A 14,084-nucleotide genomic window follows, 5' to 3' on the forward strand; every position below is an offset into this window, starting at 1 on the left:
TGTCCGCCCCGCCACGCGGGGAATGCCGGTCCTCTCCAGTCGGGCGCATCTACGGCCGCCCCCTTCAGCTACCGCCCGAAACCGAGGCAGATCCCCGGCTCTCCGGGGGGATGGCCGCGTCCGGCAGCGGGTGTCGTGGTGATCCCCCGGCGGCCCGGCGGGGGCTCGCCGTACTGATCCAGGCGTATGGCGCAGACCGGCATCGCGATCAGCACGCAACGTGCCGTGATCGCTTCCTACTTGGAGATGAGGCCCATGGCGGTGCGGGTCGCGGTGAGCAGTTCCGGCAGGCCGTGGGGCTTCAGGACGCCGTAGTGGTCGCCCTTCAGATGGACGACGGTGGGCGGCATGGCCGAGTATCCGGCGTGGGACTCGACGAAGGAGTAGTCGTCTCCCTGGGCCTTGAAGAGGGTGATGGGTGCCTCCACCGTGTGTTCGGTCAGCTCGCGGAAGGAGTAGTCGAACTCGTAGGTGATGCCGACGATGCGGGTGATGCGGCGGATCGTGTCCTCGTCCAGGGACGGCAGCAGATCGTGGATGCAGGAGACGAAGCTGTCCTCGTCATGGGTCTGGGCCAGGCAGGTGTCCAGGGCCGGGCCGTGCACTGTGCCGGTGAAGACGGAGCAGAGGATCGTGACGTACGCCGGGTTGTCGTACGACGCCTCCCGGCCGTGGGCGTGGCCGTCCTCCTGGCGGATCTTCGGGTTGCCGGGGCAGATCAGGAACAGGCGCTCGACCTTCTCCCCGGCCTGTTCCAGCTGCCAGGCCGTCTCGAAGGCGACCCGGGCACCGAAGGAGTAGCCCCACAGCGTGTAGGGGCCGCTCGGCTGGATACGGCGGATCTCCGCGAGGTCCGCGGCGGCCATCTCGCGGATGGTGTCGTACGGGATCTCTCCGGCGTTGATGCCGTGCGCCTGGATGCCGTAGAACGGGCGGTCCAGGCCGGCCTGCTGGCTCAGCAGGCGCAGGTTCATCGGGTAACCGCCGAGGCCCGGCCAGCAGAAGACCGGGGCGAAGCCGCCCTCCGTGGCCAGGGGGATCATCCGGCAGACCGGGGTCGTCGCATCGTCGTCCATGCGCGCGGCCAGGTCGCGCAGCTTCGGCGTCTCGAAGAGGACCTGGAGCGGGAGCCGGATGCCGAACTGCTTGTTGATCCTGTTGACCAGGGCCACGGCGATCAGCGAGTTGCCGCCGCAGGCGAAGAACTCGTCCTCGCTTGAGACGTGCTCGTACGTCAGCGCCGCGCCCCAGACGTCCGCAAGCCACTGCTCGGTCGGCGTCACCGGTGCCACGTACACCCCGGGCTGCCGCGCGGCGACCACCTCGGGGGAGGTGGCCAGGGCTGTGCAGTCGACCTTGCCGCTGGCCGTCAGCGGCAGCGCGTCGAGGACGAGGACCCGGTTCGGGAGCATGAAATCGGGCAGGGAGCGGGCCAGTTCGTCGCGGATCATCTCCGCCGGCCCCTTGGTGTGCACCGCGTCCTCGTACATGCCCTCGCCGGTCACCTGCTCGTCGCTGACCCGGCCGCCGAGGAAGAAGTACGACGGGCCACCGAGGATGCCGGCCGAGCCGAGGATGTCGTCGAGGCGGCGGGCCGCGGGCAGCGGATGCCCGGACTTGGAGGAGTAGCCCGAGGACATGAAGCCGAAGCCCGGCGTGCGCTGGAAGTGGTGCATACGGGTGCCGAGGGCGATGTACTCCAGCCAGGGATCAAGGGCCCGGCTGACCGCGCTGATCCCGAAGCTCGCGCGGTCGTACACGCCCTGGTTGATGGCGATGACGTGCCGGACCTCGATCAGGTCGTCGCCGATGCGCTCCAGCGCCCCGTCGCGGTAGCGGTACTGACCGCCGGGCAGGCCCTCGACGCGGCCCGGGTGGGCCTGGACGTACAGTTCGGTGGGGTCCTGGCGGGGCCGGCCGTCGTTCGCGGTGATCTCGAAGGTGCCGAGGTAGTGGTCCTCCTCGGCGACGTCCAGGACGTCCTTGACCGGCGGGAAGTGGCCGAGCGGGGCGATGGTCAGGCCATGGGAGGGCAGCACCTCCTCGAACACGCCCACCATATGGCCGGTCTCGAATTCCAGCACTTCCTGGATGTTGGTCCGGTAGACGGGTTCGATCGCCCGCCGTTTGCCGAGGAAGTGCGCCAGCAGCCCGCCGTCCGGGCAGTGGCCGGTGCCGTCGCCTACGCGGACCAGGCCGTGGTCTACCGGGTGGTAGTAGTACACGCCGGGCACGAGACCCGCGACGCCGCCGGACTCGATGTACAGCTGGGTGGCGTACAGGGCGCCTGGTGAGGCGTAGGAGTACTTCGGCAGCAGCCGTTCCTCGCTGTGGAACTGGCCGAACCAGCGCAGGATCCGGCCCAGTTCGGCCGGGGTCAGTTCGCTCAGCGGCCGGGAGTGCGCCGGTACGGGGCGCGGTGCGAGCACGGTGAGGAGGTCCTCGCGGGTGACCGGGCCGCCGTCGTAGAAGCGGTACGTCTTGCGGGCGAAGGTCTCCCGGCGCTGCTCGGGGGTCTCCGTGTGGCCCGGCAGGGCGATGGCCGGGCGGCCCGCGAGTTCTGTCGGCTCGCGCAGGCCCGGGTTGGACAGCTGTGCCTTGACCTGGAGTTTGGACGCCTTGGACTGGTGGTGGGCGGCGTGCGAGCCCTGGTCCATGACGGCTGCCGTACGGGGGTCCAGCTCGACGCACGCGATCAGCGCCGGATGGCCGGTGCGCGGGTCGTCGGTGACGATCGCTGCGGCGCGGCGCACCCAGGTGTGCTCCTCGATGCGCGAGGCCACCTCCTCCAGCTCCACGCGATAGCCGCGCAGCTTGACCTGGTTGTCGGCGCGGCCCGCGAACTGCAGGGTGCCGTCCGGGTTCCACAGGCACACGTCACCCGTGCGGTACAGGCGCTCGCCCGGCTCGAACGGCGAGGCGACGAAGCGTTCCAGGGTCTGCTCGGGGTGGCCGAGATAGCCGCGGGCCAGTTGGGCGCCGCCCAGATACAGTTCGCCGGCCACACCGGTGGCGACCGGTGCCAGGTTCTCGTCCAGGACGTACGCCGAGACGTCGTCGACGGGCACGCCGATGGGTACGGTGCGGGACGTGCCGCCGTCGATGGCCGCGGGGTCGACCTCGTGGAAGGTGGCGTTGATGGTGGTCTCGGTCGGCCCGTAGAGGTTGACCAGGGACGCGCCCGGCAGGCCGTGGAAGAAGTCGCGGGCCAGTTTGTGGGTGAGCGCCTCGCCGCCGGAGAAGACGCGCCGCAGTGAGCTGCAGGAGGTGAACTCCTCGGTGTCCAGGAGGGCTTGGAGCAGTGTCGGCACGCACTGCAGGTGGGTGACGCCGTGGGTGCGTACGGCTTCGACGATGGCCTGCGGGTCCCGGTGGATGCCCGGGGTGCCCATGACGACATGGGTGCCGGCGGCCGGGGCGAGGATCTCCCATTGGGCGGCGTCGAAGCTCATCGGCGTCTTCTGCAGGATGGTGACCCGCGGTCCGAGATAGCCGCGGGAGGCGAGCCAGCGGAGCTGGCCGGCGATGGCCCGGTTCTCGATCCCCACGCCCTTGGGCCGGCCGGTGCTGCCCGAGGTGTAGATGACGTAGGCGAGATGGCCGGGCTGCCGGCCGGGTAAGGCGGTGCGGCCGGCTGGGCCCGGCGTCACTTCCGCCGGTGTGAGCACCAGGACATGCCTCGGCGCGAGGGCGGCCAGACGCTCGCGCAGGTGTTCCTGGGTGACGATGACGGACGCCCCGGAGTCCTCGATCATGTAGCGCAGCCGGTCCTCGGGGTAGTCCGGGGACAGCGGCAGATAGGCGGCGCCCGCGCCGAGGATGCCCCACACTCCGGTCATCAGGTCCAGGGACGGCTCGGTGAACAGACCGACGCAGGTGTCGGGGCCGACGCCGAGCCGGGCGAGACGGGCGCCGAGGTCCCGGCTCTGCCGGTCGAGTTCACGGTAGCTGAGCCGTTCGCCGCGGAAGGTGACCGCCGTGGCCTCCGGACGCAGCGCGGCCTGACGGGCCACCAGGCCGGGCAGGCACAGGCCCGTGAGGGGTGTGCCGGATTTCAGTGCGCTCGCAGTCTTCATCGCATCGTCCCCGCGTGGTTGTGCTCGATGGGTGGCGACGGCCGACGTGGGACAGGGGGCTTCTGAAGATTTCCCGAGCCGGTACGGGCCCGGCACGGGACGTTCGCGTGAGGTGTTCGGGAAGGGCGGTCGGCAGGATCGGGACCTGTCGCAACGGACCCGCTCCACCGCGCATGCCGGGAGCGGGAACCGCGAAACCCGTGACACCTGTGAAAGGCCAGCCACCGTGACAAAGATTGTCCTCGTCCCCGGAAGCATCCGTCGGGACTCGCTCAACGCCTCCGTTCTTGCCACCGTGCGCCGGCTGCTGGCCGAGCGGGCGGACGGGGACGAGTACGAAATCGACACCCTGTCGGTGGGGCGACTCCCACTGTACGACTGGGACGTCGAACAGGCATGTGGAACCGACGTGGTGCACGCCGCCGAGGATCTGGTACGGGACGCGGACACGCTCGTCGTCAGCACGCCCTCGTACAACGGCGAGCTGCCGGGGCGTCCTCAAGAACGCCCTGGGCTCGCTCTCGTGTCCGGCCGGCCCGGGGACGGCCCGCTCACCGGCAGGACGGTCGCGCCGGCGAGCGCCTCGCCCGGAGCGCGCGGCGCGGTGGCGGCCGTACTGACCCGCTGCGATGCTCAAGTGGTGGACCATGACCTGGTCGCGGTGGGCAGGGCCGGCCAACTGCGCGCCGGTGACGGCGGCTTCACCGACCCGAGTGCGTGTCCGGATTGCGGCGCCAGGAGCCCGTGGATCACTCCGCTCACGGCGGCAGTGAGGGAGCCTTGTGTGCCGCTGCCGTTGTCCTCCCGCTCCTTCGCGCCTTGATCGCCGGTCCCGGCCGGCCACGCCCCGAGCCCGGAGACACAGAGCAACGCGGGCCTACGACTGGCGCTCCTCGCATGTTCGAGGTATGGCAGGCCGCCGCTCATCACCGGCGACGCGCTCCGCGCCATCCGTGCTGGGGGTCTGACCGCTCCTGCCCGTCCGCCCACGACACCGCCCGCCACCCGCACCGCGCTCAGCCACGCGGGCATCGCTGCAACCGCCGCACGGACGCAGCCCGCCGAGCAGGCCCAGCCGCCAGGCGCCCGCTCTGGCGTCCGTATCGTTACGGAGAGTGTCCGACGGGCGAGTCAGCCGTTGACGATACGGTTGTGATGGCGCAGGGGAAGCTCTCTGAAGAAGGGCGCGCGGCCGGTCGCGGCCGGGGAGGCTGCGCCTTTATTCCCCGAGCACCAGCCGCTCCAGCGCCACCCGTGCCCGCGCGTCGGACTGTGCACGGGCCGCGACCGCGACCGCGAGCTCCCGCACCCACTCGTCGAGGGCCACCGGGCGCCGCGAGAGCACCACGCCGCGGATCTCCTTGCACACCTCGCCCTTGGGCTGCCCGCCCGCCAGGTCGAGCACCAGACGCTGCTCGCCGAGGAAGACCTCGACCCGGTCGACGCGGCCGTCGCGCCCCGCGAACCGGTCGGCCATGCTCCGTTTACGTTCGACGACGACGGAACCCGGCGGCAGCGCCTCCGAAAGTGTCCCGGTGAGCACCTGCGCGTAGACCTCCAGGTCGGCGGCGTCCCTGCGCAGCGCGGCCGTCAGCAGGTCGATGGAGTCTGATTCCCCGTTGGGCTCGAACGGGACGGAGTCGTGTGGCGAGGTCATCACGGGGCCTCTCGTGGTGTGCGGTTGATCCGGGTCTGCTGGGCCGGGCGCTCACCCGTCCAGGCTGAGCACCATCGTCGGGCGCTCGATGACGTGGTCCTCGCGCAGCGGCCGTACGGCTGTGCCGATCGCGAAGAACTCGGTGGTGTGACCACCCCAGCGGTGGTTGTGCGCATTGAGCTGCACCCCGACGACGCCCTCCGCCCGCAGCTCCTCCGCCTCGTGCTGCATCCTCGCCATCGCCAGCTCCCGTGCGTCGTACAGCGCCTGCGTGAACTGCTCGATCTCCACGTTCTTGCCGATGTTGGAGAACATCTGCCCCATCTTCTGGTGCGCGATGTGGTAGACGCAGGTACCCATCACCATGCCGAGTGGGGCGTAGCCGGCGCGGATGAGTGTCCAGAAGTCCTGGCCGTTGAGGTCCGAGGTGAACGGCTGGCCCTTGAGGTTGCGCCAGCTGCCGCCGCCCGCGCCCGGCGCCGGGTGATCGGCCTTGACGGCAGTACCGACCGCGATGAACTCCGCGATGTCGCTGCCGAATTCACGGGCCTCGACGCTGAGCCGCACGCCGACGACACCGTCCGCGCCCAGCTGCGCGGCCTCGGCTTCCATGCGGGTCATCGCCAGCTCACGGGCGTGGTACATCGCCTGGCTGAGCGTCGTCAGCTCCTGGTTCTTCCCCCAGCGGCCCAGCTGGATGCCCACGTGGTAGATCGAGCTGCCCAGGACCAGGCCGATGGGCCGGAATCCCGCCTCGCGCACGAGCAGGAACTCGTTGACCGACAGGTCGCTGGTGAAGATCGATCCCGGCTTGCCCGGCTGCAGCTCGGCGAGCCGCCGCATCGCGTCGGCGGGCACACCCTGGGCGGACACGCCGTCGGGAGTGCCCTCGGCGGGGTTGAAGACGGTCATGAACGGGTTCCCCTCATCGCATGTCGGTGGCGGTGCGGTGGCTGGTCCGCCGGCGTCGTTCCGGGTCGAGCGGCATCACGGTGAGTGTGCGGAGCGGCTCCTCGCGTGCCGTGAAGCGGGCGACGGTGGTGCCCAGCAGCGTCGCTTCAGCCACGTGGTCCTTCTGGTCGTCGTTGCTCCTGCGCATGCACGACTCGCCCCAGATGCGCAGGCGACCCGCGGAGAGGATCACGCCGTCGCCGCCCCGCCGCCCCGTCTGCGCGGACAGGTGCGCACGGGCGTCGGAGCGCACTGCCTGAACCAGCTCGCTCCAGCCGCTGACCTCGGTGTTGCTCCAAGAGCGCGTCTGTGCACGGGTGGTGTAGTCGTCGTGGCGTACGCCGATGGACATCCCGTACAGCAGCTCCACCGGGACCCATCCGGCGGTCACCAGCTTCGCGAACCCCTGGCCGTCGAGGTGGCAGGTGAACGGCTGCGGTGCCCGTACCGTCCCGGCCGCGCGAACCGCCGTCCCGATCACCTTGAACTCCAGGCAGTTGGGCTGCGCCACGAAGGGCGCCACGGTCAACTGTGCCGCGACGACGCCGTCGCCGCCGAGAGCCGAGCACTCGGCGGTCATCCGGTCGAGGGCCGAGCGACGCGCCCGGTCGAGCACCTCGACGAGCCCGGCGGACGGGTCACCACGTCCGGAGAGGGCCATGGGCGCCGGGGCGCTGCCGAAGGCGTACCGCATGCCCCCGTAAAGACAGTCGTGATAGCCCCAGTAGCGGCCGCTGCGGCCCACGTGGTAGACGGCCGAGCCCATGACCTGGCCCACCGGCTCGAACCCCACGGCACGCAGTGCGGCGAACTCACCGGTGGACAGCGCCGAGGACCATGTCCCGCTGCCCCGCACCTCCGCGATGCGCGCGGCTGCCGCCGGTGGCAGTCCAGCCCCCGTCCATTCCCCGCTCATGGACACCAACTCCCCGCGTCGTGCCCTGTCCAAGGGCACAGTGGCTCGATTCTATGCCCGGCCGCCCCGGGCACCCACGGTAGGTGGGTGCCGCATGCGAAGCCGGCGCAGGGTCTTGCGGCTGCGCGGTACGAAGCAGTCCATCCTCACCACTGCGGCCCTCATCGCACGGGGAAGCCGAACCTGTACCCCTGGTTCCTCAGCCGGGGCAGCAGCGCGGCGAGGGCCGCGACGGTCTGGGAGCGGTCGCCGCCGCCGTCGTGGAAGAGGATGGTCGGTCCGTTGGGCAGCTCGTGTTCCACGGTGTTCAGGATGGCCTGCGTGCCGGGCCGCTTGTAGTCGTCGGTGTCGATGTTCCAGCCGAGCGGGCGCATCCCCATCGATGCGGCGATCTGTCGGCTGTAGGGGGTGAAGGCGCCGCCCGGCGCACGGTAGTAGAGCGGTTTCACGCCGCCGGACGCCTGCTCGATCATCTGTGCCGCTCCGGCGACCTCGGCGTACTGGAAGGAGCGGGGCTTGTGATCCATCGTCGTGTCGTGGTGGACGGTGTGGTCGCACAAGCGGTGTCCCTCCGCGACGATCTGTCGTACCACGGCGGGAAGTTCGGCCGCCTTTGTTCCGATCACGCAGAAGACGGCTTTGACTCCGTTGTCCCTGAGCACCCTCAGGACGCGCGGCGTCCACACCGGATCGGGGCCGTCGTCGACGGTGATGTTGACGGCGTGCGGGCCCTTGTCCGAGGCGTGGGCGATGTCCATGCTCACAACCGGAGCGGGCAGTCCCGGGTCGGGCACGGAGGTCTGCCCCGCGATCGGCCGCGGCGAAGTGTGGTGCGCCGGCGATGTGGGCGAGGCGGTCGCCCGCACACGGTCGTCCGGACGGCTCCCGGCCGCGCCGCCCGCGCCGGTACCGCCCATGGCCCCCAGCACGGAGGCCCCCACCACGGTGGCGACGGCCGCCGCAACAGCCGGCCAGCCCGTCCCGACCCGCCTCACATCGCGCCGCATCACGCCCCCTGGCCCTCTTGTGTTGCCCCCACCAGCGCGGACGCACATTCGCCCCTGTGTGGGGCGACGTTGAACATGCTCATGGTAGGGCAGTGCGTTTGCCGATGGAGCGGGGTGAGCGAGGCCCCCTTCGGCAGGTGCCGGGCGGGGCCTGGGCGGGCATGGTGTCGCGGCTTCGTCGACGAGGGACCTTCGGCGGTCAAGACCGCGACGAGGACGGCGTGGCGAGGTTGTTGACCGAGCGGGACATGCCGCGGCCGGTGGTGTGCACCAACCACCCGGCCTACGGCGGCACCGGACCGTCGGCGGTGCTCACTGGAACCTGGCGACGGCCGCACCAGTCGCCCCGTACCGGCCCCGGAAACTCGGCCCTCCCCGAACAGGCCACGAACTCCGGGGAGTTCTAGGCGGCGAACGCGTTGACGCCCGTCAGTTCCGCCGACAGCTCCCACAGCCGAGCCGCCTGCTCCGGGTCGATCGCCCAGTCCTTCACGCCAACGCGCTCGGCGTCGCCCTCCGGCGCGGGCTCGGCGATGTCGCAGTCCTCCAGATAGACGCCGCCGATCCCGTCCAGCTGCGGCGAGGTCGCCGCCCACACCTGGGTAGCCGCACCCTGCGGCGGGGTCTTGAAGCCCTCGGGGTCGAGCACGTTGCCGTCCTCGTCGATCCAGCCGCGCTCGATCATCTCCTCCTTGGGCAGATGCCGTTGAAGCGGGGTGATGATGCCGCCGGGGTGCAGGGCGAAGGCCCGGACGCCGGCATCCCGGCCGAGCTTGTCCAGCTGGACGGCGAACAGCACGTTGGCGGTCTTGGCCTGACCGTAGGCCTCCCACTTGTCATAGCCCTGCCGCCAGTGGATGTCGTCCCAGCGGATGCCGGAGAAGTGGTGGCCGCGAGAGGAGACGGAGACGACCCGGGCACCGCCCGGTGAGATCGCGGGCCACAGGCGGTTGACGAGGGCGAAGTGACCGAGGTGGTTGGTGGCGAACTGGGCCTCCCAGCTGGGCCCCACCCGTGTCTCCGGGCACGCCATGATCCCGGCACTGTCGATCACCATGTCGATGTTCCGTCCGGAGGCGAGGAACCGCTCGGAGAAGCCACGCACGCTCTCCAGGTCGCCGAGGTCCAGCTCGTCCAGTTCGACTCCGGAGACATCGGTCAGCGCCTGCTCGGCCGTGGCCGGGCGGCGGGCGGGCACGATCACGTGGGCGCCGGCCCTCACGAGCGCCCGGGTGGTCTCCAGGCCGATCCCCGAGTAACCGCCGGTGACGAGGGCCAGCTTTCCCGTCAGGTCGATGCCCCGCAGGACGTCATCAGCGGTGCTGGTGGCGCCGAAACCGGATCCGATCTTGTGCTGTGCAGTGCTCATGCCCCGAACGCTACGAATTGGAGTGCACTCGAAGTCAAGCGGAGCCACATCGCCGCGCGACTCCCCTCCCCCTACACCCGGCGGAGTAGTCACGATGGCTCCCTGCGCAGGATGACCGCGGGTGTGCCGTGGGCGATGCTGTGGGCTGTGACAGCTGATCTTCGCCGAGCCGGAGCCGGAAAAGGGGACGGAGACGGGGACGGGGGCGACCGTCCGGCATCCGCTCCGCCGTCGCTCCCTGCCGAGCACGCGCACCGGCCACACCGCTCCCGGCTGCGGCGGTGGCTGCGGCGGTGGCTGCGGCGCGCCGCGCTGGGCTGTGCCGTCGTGCTGGCGGCCGTCACCGCGGCCTCGTTCGTCTACAACGCCGTCACGTCCGGGCGCGCCGCGCCGCCGCGGGGGCTCAGGTACGTGCAGGCCGCCGACATCCGCACGCGCTACCAGACCTGGGGTACGGCGGGCCCGCCGGTCGTCCTGGTGCACGGCGCCTTCGAATCCGTGGACACCTGGTCGCGCCTTGCCCCGCTGCTCGCCCGCGACCACCGGGTCTACGCGCTCGACCTGACGGGCGACGGATACAGCGAGCGCCACGGCCCGTACACCGTCGACCATTTCACCCGGCAGCTCCTGGGCTTCCTGAGCGCCATGCACCTCGGCGGTCCGGGCGAGCGCCCGCTGCTGGTGGGGCACTCCAGCGGAGCCGCCGTGGTCACCGAGGCGGCGTTGCGGGCCCCTGGCAGGCTGGGGGGTGTGATGCTCCTCGACGGCGATGCCCTCGACACGGGTGCCGGGCCGCCGCCGGCCTTCACGTACGTGCTGATCGACCCGTACCGCACCAGCCTGCTGCGGCTCGGGCTCGGCATCGACGCGGTGATCCGCAGCGTGTACGACGCACAGTGCGGGCCTGCCTGTCCGCGCCTGGACGCCGCCGGTCTGGATCAGTGGCGGCGCCCGCTCCGGGTGCCGGGCGCGGAGAACGCGCTCTGGAGCATGCTGGCCGCCGGGGTGCCGGGTCTGCCCGCGGACCAGGTGGCTCGGCTCGCCGGGGTGCACCTGCCCAAGTCGGTGGTGTTCGGCGCCCAGGACGACGTGTTCACCCGGCAGACGCCGCAGGAGACCGCCCGGCGCATCGGCGCACCGCCTGCGACGCTCGTCCCGGGCGCCCGGCACCTGACGATGATCTCCAGCCCTGAGGCGGTCGCGGCGGCCGTGGACAGACTCACGGCGGCATCGATCGTGGCATCCCGGTGACTCCACCGCCGCCCCGGTTTCCCCCCGGCCGTCCCTGTCGGCGGGGAGTGATCAGGTCAGGACGAGCTCCAGTACGGTGACCGAGAGCGGCGGCACGGTACTGGTGAAGGACGCTGCCGCGCCGGTGACGCTGCTCGTCCTCGGCACCAACGTGCCGGGTTCCGTCAGCGTGTTGGTGGTGGCGCGCGAGGGGCCGGTCAGAACCGTCGCGGTGGCCTGCCTCTTGACCCCCTTGGCCAGCCCCTTCAGTTCGACCGGCACGGTCACCTTCTCCGTCCCGCAGTTGACGACCGCGAGGTAGAGGCGGTTCCCGGAGCGGGTGGCCACGGTGGCGAGGCCGGGCAGCGCACGGGCGGTGGCCGGCAGCACCGTGTTACCGAGCCTGCTCGTCAGCATGTGCTGTGCCCAGTAGCTGGGCGACACATAGCTGGTGAGGTTGTCGTAGGCGATCAGGTTGGTGGCCCAGACGTTGTTCCTGACGTGCGAGAAGAGAGGCGCGTAGCACTCCATGAGGACCTGGTCCGAGTTGCGGATCAGCCCGGCCAGCCAAGCGGCGTCGCCGAGCGCCGCGTTGAGGTCGGGTGTGGGGCGGCCCTCCTGCGCGGCCCACTCTCCGACGAACACCTTCGTCGAATTGCGGTCCCGGTTGTCGTACTTGTGGGTGGAGGCCTGGGCGGCGGACGGCGCGAGGTAGTAGTGCTCGTCGATCAGGTCCGGCGTGCGACTCGTCACGGACGTCGTGGCGATCAGCTTCAGATGCGGGTACTTCGCCTTGATCGCGTCGTAGAAGGCCGCGAACCGCTCGTCGTACGACCCCGAGGAGTCGAACCAGTCCTCGTTGCCGATCTCCACGAACTCCAGCGGGAACGGCTCCGGATGTCCGTCGGCGGCACGTCGTGCGCCCCAGGTGCTGGTGACAGGACCGGTGACGTACTCGATCTCGTCGAGTGCGTCCTGGACGAACGGCCCCAGCGCGTCGCCGGTGACGTGTTCACCCTTGAGCGAATAGCCGGCGTAGACGGCGAGGACCGGCTGGGCGTGCATGTCCTCGACCCATTCCAGGTATTCGAGGAGTCCGAGGCCGTCCGTGGACCAGTAGCCCCAGGCGTCGTCCATGTGGCCGGGGCGCTCCCAGACCGGACCGATGGTGTTCTTCCAGTTGAACCGTGTCGCGATGGTGTTGCCCTCGACGAAGTTTCCGCCGGGGAAGCGCAGGAACTTCGGTTTCAGAGCGACCAGTTTGTCCATCAGGTCGATGCGCAGGCCGTTGGGCCGGTTGTTGTAGGTGGGCGGGAAGAGGGATACGTGCTGGAGCCACAGGGTCTCGCCCAGGGCGGCGGGGTCGGCCGTGGTGACGGTCAGCCTTGCGTCACCGGCCACAGGGGTGCGCGAACCGGTGCGCAGGGTCAGCTCGAACGGGCGGCCGGGGAAGGCGGTGCCGATGTGGGGCACGTGGGCGGACGCGTACACCGCCCTGCCGTCCGCCGACTCGATGGCCACCGTGAGCGGGCCGATGCGCCGCGACGCCTTGGCGAACAGCCGGGCGGTGTAGGAGGTTCCGGGCCGCACGGGTATGCCCCAGAAGCCGTCGTTGGAGACGCCGGCCCGGTTTCCGGCCCCGGCGCTGCTCGGCAGCACGACCTTGAGGGAACGGTTGAGCGCGGTGTTGAGCGGGGTGGCGGTGTCGAGTGCGAGGGTCGCTGCGCCGACGGCGGACCAGTGGACGGGCGTGGTGTCGCTGGCCATCATCGAGCGGTTCTGCACCAGCTCGGCGTAGATGCCGCCCTCGCCGGAGTGGTTGATGTCCTCGAACATCAAACCGGGCAGGATGGGGGACACAGCGTGCGCGGGATTGCCGGCGTCCACGCTCAGCAGCGGCGTCGTGGTCTCCACGGGGACCCCGGCCAGCGCCGCGACCTGGTCGGAGGTGAGGACGGACGGGAACATCCATACGTCGTCGATCAGGCCGTGCCACTGGTCGACGTGCCCACCGCCGTAGAGCGCACGGCCGATGGCGGTGTCGCCGCTGCCGGCCCAGCCCGCGGTGTAGGCGGTTTCCCCTTCCAACACGCCGTTGACGTAGAGGCGAATGACGCCGGCGGCCGGGTCGCTGACGCCGACCAGGTGGGTCCAGGTGTTGGTGGTGGGCGCTGAGGCGGCGGCCGCCACCGCGGCACTCTGAGTGGCGTCCGAGCCCAGCCGGGCGAAGGCGAAGGTGCCGGTGTCGTCGCGCAGGCCCAGGTAGAAGGAGCTGACGGCCTTGCCGTCGATACTGACGGCAGTCTGGTAGCCGCCGAGTTGAGAGAGGTTGACCCAGGCGCCCACCGAGAAAGCCTTGGAGGTGTCGAGGGCGGGCCCGGACGCCGTGGCGTTGCCGCCTGCCTTGAGGCTCAGGCTGTGGGTGCCGGCCTTGCCGGTGTCCCAGCCGGCCGCGCCCTGGAGCGTCGCGGTGCGACCGTTACCGGAGGAGTCGGCGGCCAAGGTGCCGGAGCCTTCGTCGAAGGTCCAGTGGGCGGCTGCGGCGGGGAGGTCCGCGGCAGTGGCGCTCGCGGTGGTGCCGATGAGTTCGGCGGCCCCGGCGGGAGCGGCGGCGAAGGTCCCGGCGAGGGGGGCGGCGCCCAGGACGGTGAGGACGGTTCTGCGCGGCACTCCGGCTTCTGAAGGCATGCGACTCATTCCCTCGTTCGATATACCGTACTACGATCGACACTTCGAGCAGCAGGGATCTTAGGGCGCCGGCGAGTCCCGTCAACACCCCTCGTACGGCAACGCTTCTTCAGGCCCCGCCCGCCCCGTGATTCCCGAAGAGAGGCGTGTTCGAGGTCTTGCGCTGCCCCCGTCGGCCCGCAACACTCCT

General features: G+C 70.7%; 10 protein-coding genes. 3 read left to right on the top strand and 7 right to left on the bottom strand.

Going from position 1 to position 14,084, the window contains the following annotated elements; all coding sequences use genetic code 11:
* Positions 1-236 precede the first annotated feature (236 nt).
* Positions 237-4,076: an amino acid adenylation domain-containing protein gene (locus tag M878_RS56940; protein ID WP_023545454.1), complete on the bottom strand. Its 3,840-nt coding sequence runs from the start codon at positions 4,074-4,076 to the stop codon at positions 237-239.
* A gap of 226 nt (positions 4,077-4,302) precedes the next feature.
* On the opposite strand from M878_RS56940, the gene M878_RS93800 reads away from it, so the two are divergent.
* On the top strand, positions 4,303-4,899 hold the full coding sequence (locus M878_RS93800) for an NAD(P)H-dependent oxidoreductase (RefSeq protein WP_158692652.1): 597 nt from the start codon (positions 4,303-4,305) through the stop codon (positions 4,897-4,899).
* A gap of 396 nt (positions 4,900-5,295) precedes the next feature.
* Here M878_RS93800 and M878_RS56950 read toward each other — a convergent pair whose 3' ends face one another.
* The 4 genes from M878_RS56950 to M878_RS56965 form a co-directional block, all read right to left on the bottom strand.
* Entirely contained in the window at positions 5,296-5,733 is a 438-nt protein-coding gene (locus M878_RS56950) for a hypothetical protein (protein ID WP_023545456.1), read from the bottom strand.
* Positions 5,734-5,784: 51 nt separating this feature from the next.
* The gene (locus M878_RS56955) at positions 5,785-6,645 is read right to left on the bottom strand and encodes a heavy metal-binding domain-containing protein (protein ID WP_023545457.1); all 861 of its coding nucleotides are present in this window, start codon (positions 6,643-6,645) and stop codon (positions 5,785-5,787) included.
* 13 nt (positions 6,646-6,658) lie between these two features.
* Entirely contained in the window at positions 6,659-7,600 is a 942-nt protein-coding gene (locus M878_RS56960) for a heavy metal-binding domain-containing protein (protein ID WP_051430068.1), read from the bottom strand.
* 161 nt (positions 7,601-7,761) lie between these two features.
* A complete protein-coding gene (locus M878_RS56965; protein ID WP_023545459.1) occupies positions 7,762-8,607 on the bottom strand; it encodes a polysaccharide deacetylase family protein in 846 nt (281 codons plus the stop codon).
* Positions 8,608-8,828: 221 nt separating this feature from the next.
* Between M878_RS56965 and M878_RS97365 the strand changes: the two genes are divergently transcribed.
* Entirely contained in the window at positions 8,829-9,014 is a 186-nt protein-coding gene (locus M878_RS97365) for a hypothetical protein (RefSeq protein WP_158692653.1), read from the top strand.
* On the opposite strand, the gene M878_RS56970 is transcribed toward M878_RS97365, so the two are convergent.
* Complete coding sequence (locus M878_RS56970; protein WP_023545461.1) at positions 9,011-9,976, bottom strand: SDR family NAD(P)-dependent oxidoreductase; 966 nt, start codon at positions 9,974-9,976, stop codon at positions 9,011-9,013. The two genes, M878_RS97365 and M878_RS56970, sit on opposite strands and share 4 nt — an antisense overlap.
* A gap of 147 nt (positions 9,977-10,123) precedes the next feature.
* Between M878_RS56970 and M878_RS56975 the strand changes: the two genes are divergently transcribed.
* Positions 10,124-11,227: an alpha/beta fold hydrolase gene (locus M878_RS56975; RefSeq protein ID WP_209445499.1), complete on the top strand. Its 1,104-nt coding sequence runs from the start codon at positions 10,124-10,126 to the stop codon at positions 11,225-11,227.
* Positions 11,228-11,278: 51 nt separating this feature from the next.
* On the opposite strand, the gene M878_RS56980 is transcribed toward M878_RS56975, so the two are convergent.
* A complete protein-coding gene (locus M878_RS56980) occupies positions 11,279-13,894 on the bottom strand; it encodes a LamG-like jellyroll fold domain-containing protein (RefSeq protein ID WP_031224368.1) in 2,616 nt (871 codons plus the stop codon).
* Between the last annotated feature and the right edge of the window lie 190 nt (positions 13,895-14,084).

The sequence above is a fragment of the Streptomyces roseochromogenus subsp. oscitans DS 12.976 genome (assembly GCF_000497445.1).
GTDB lineage: Bacteria > Actinomycetota > Actinomycetes > Streptomycetales > Streptomycetaceae > Streptomyces > Streptomyces oscitans.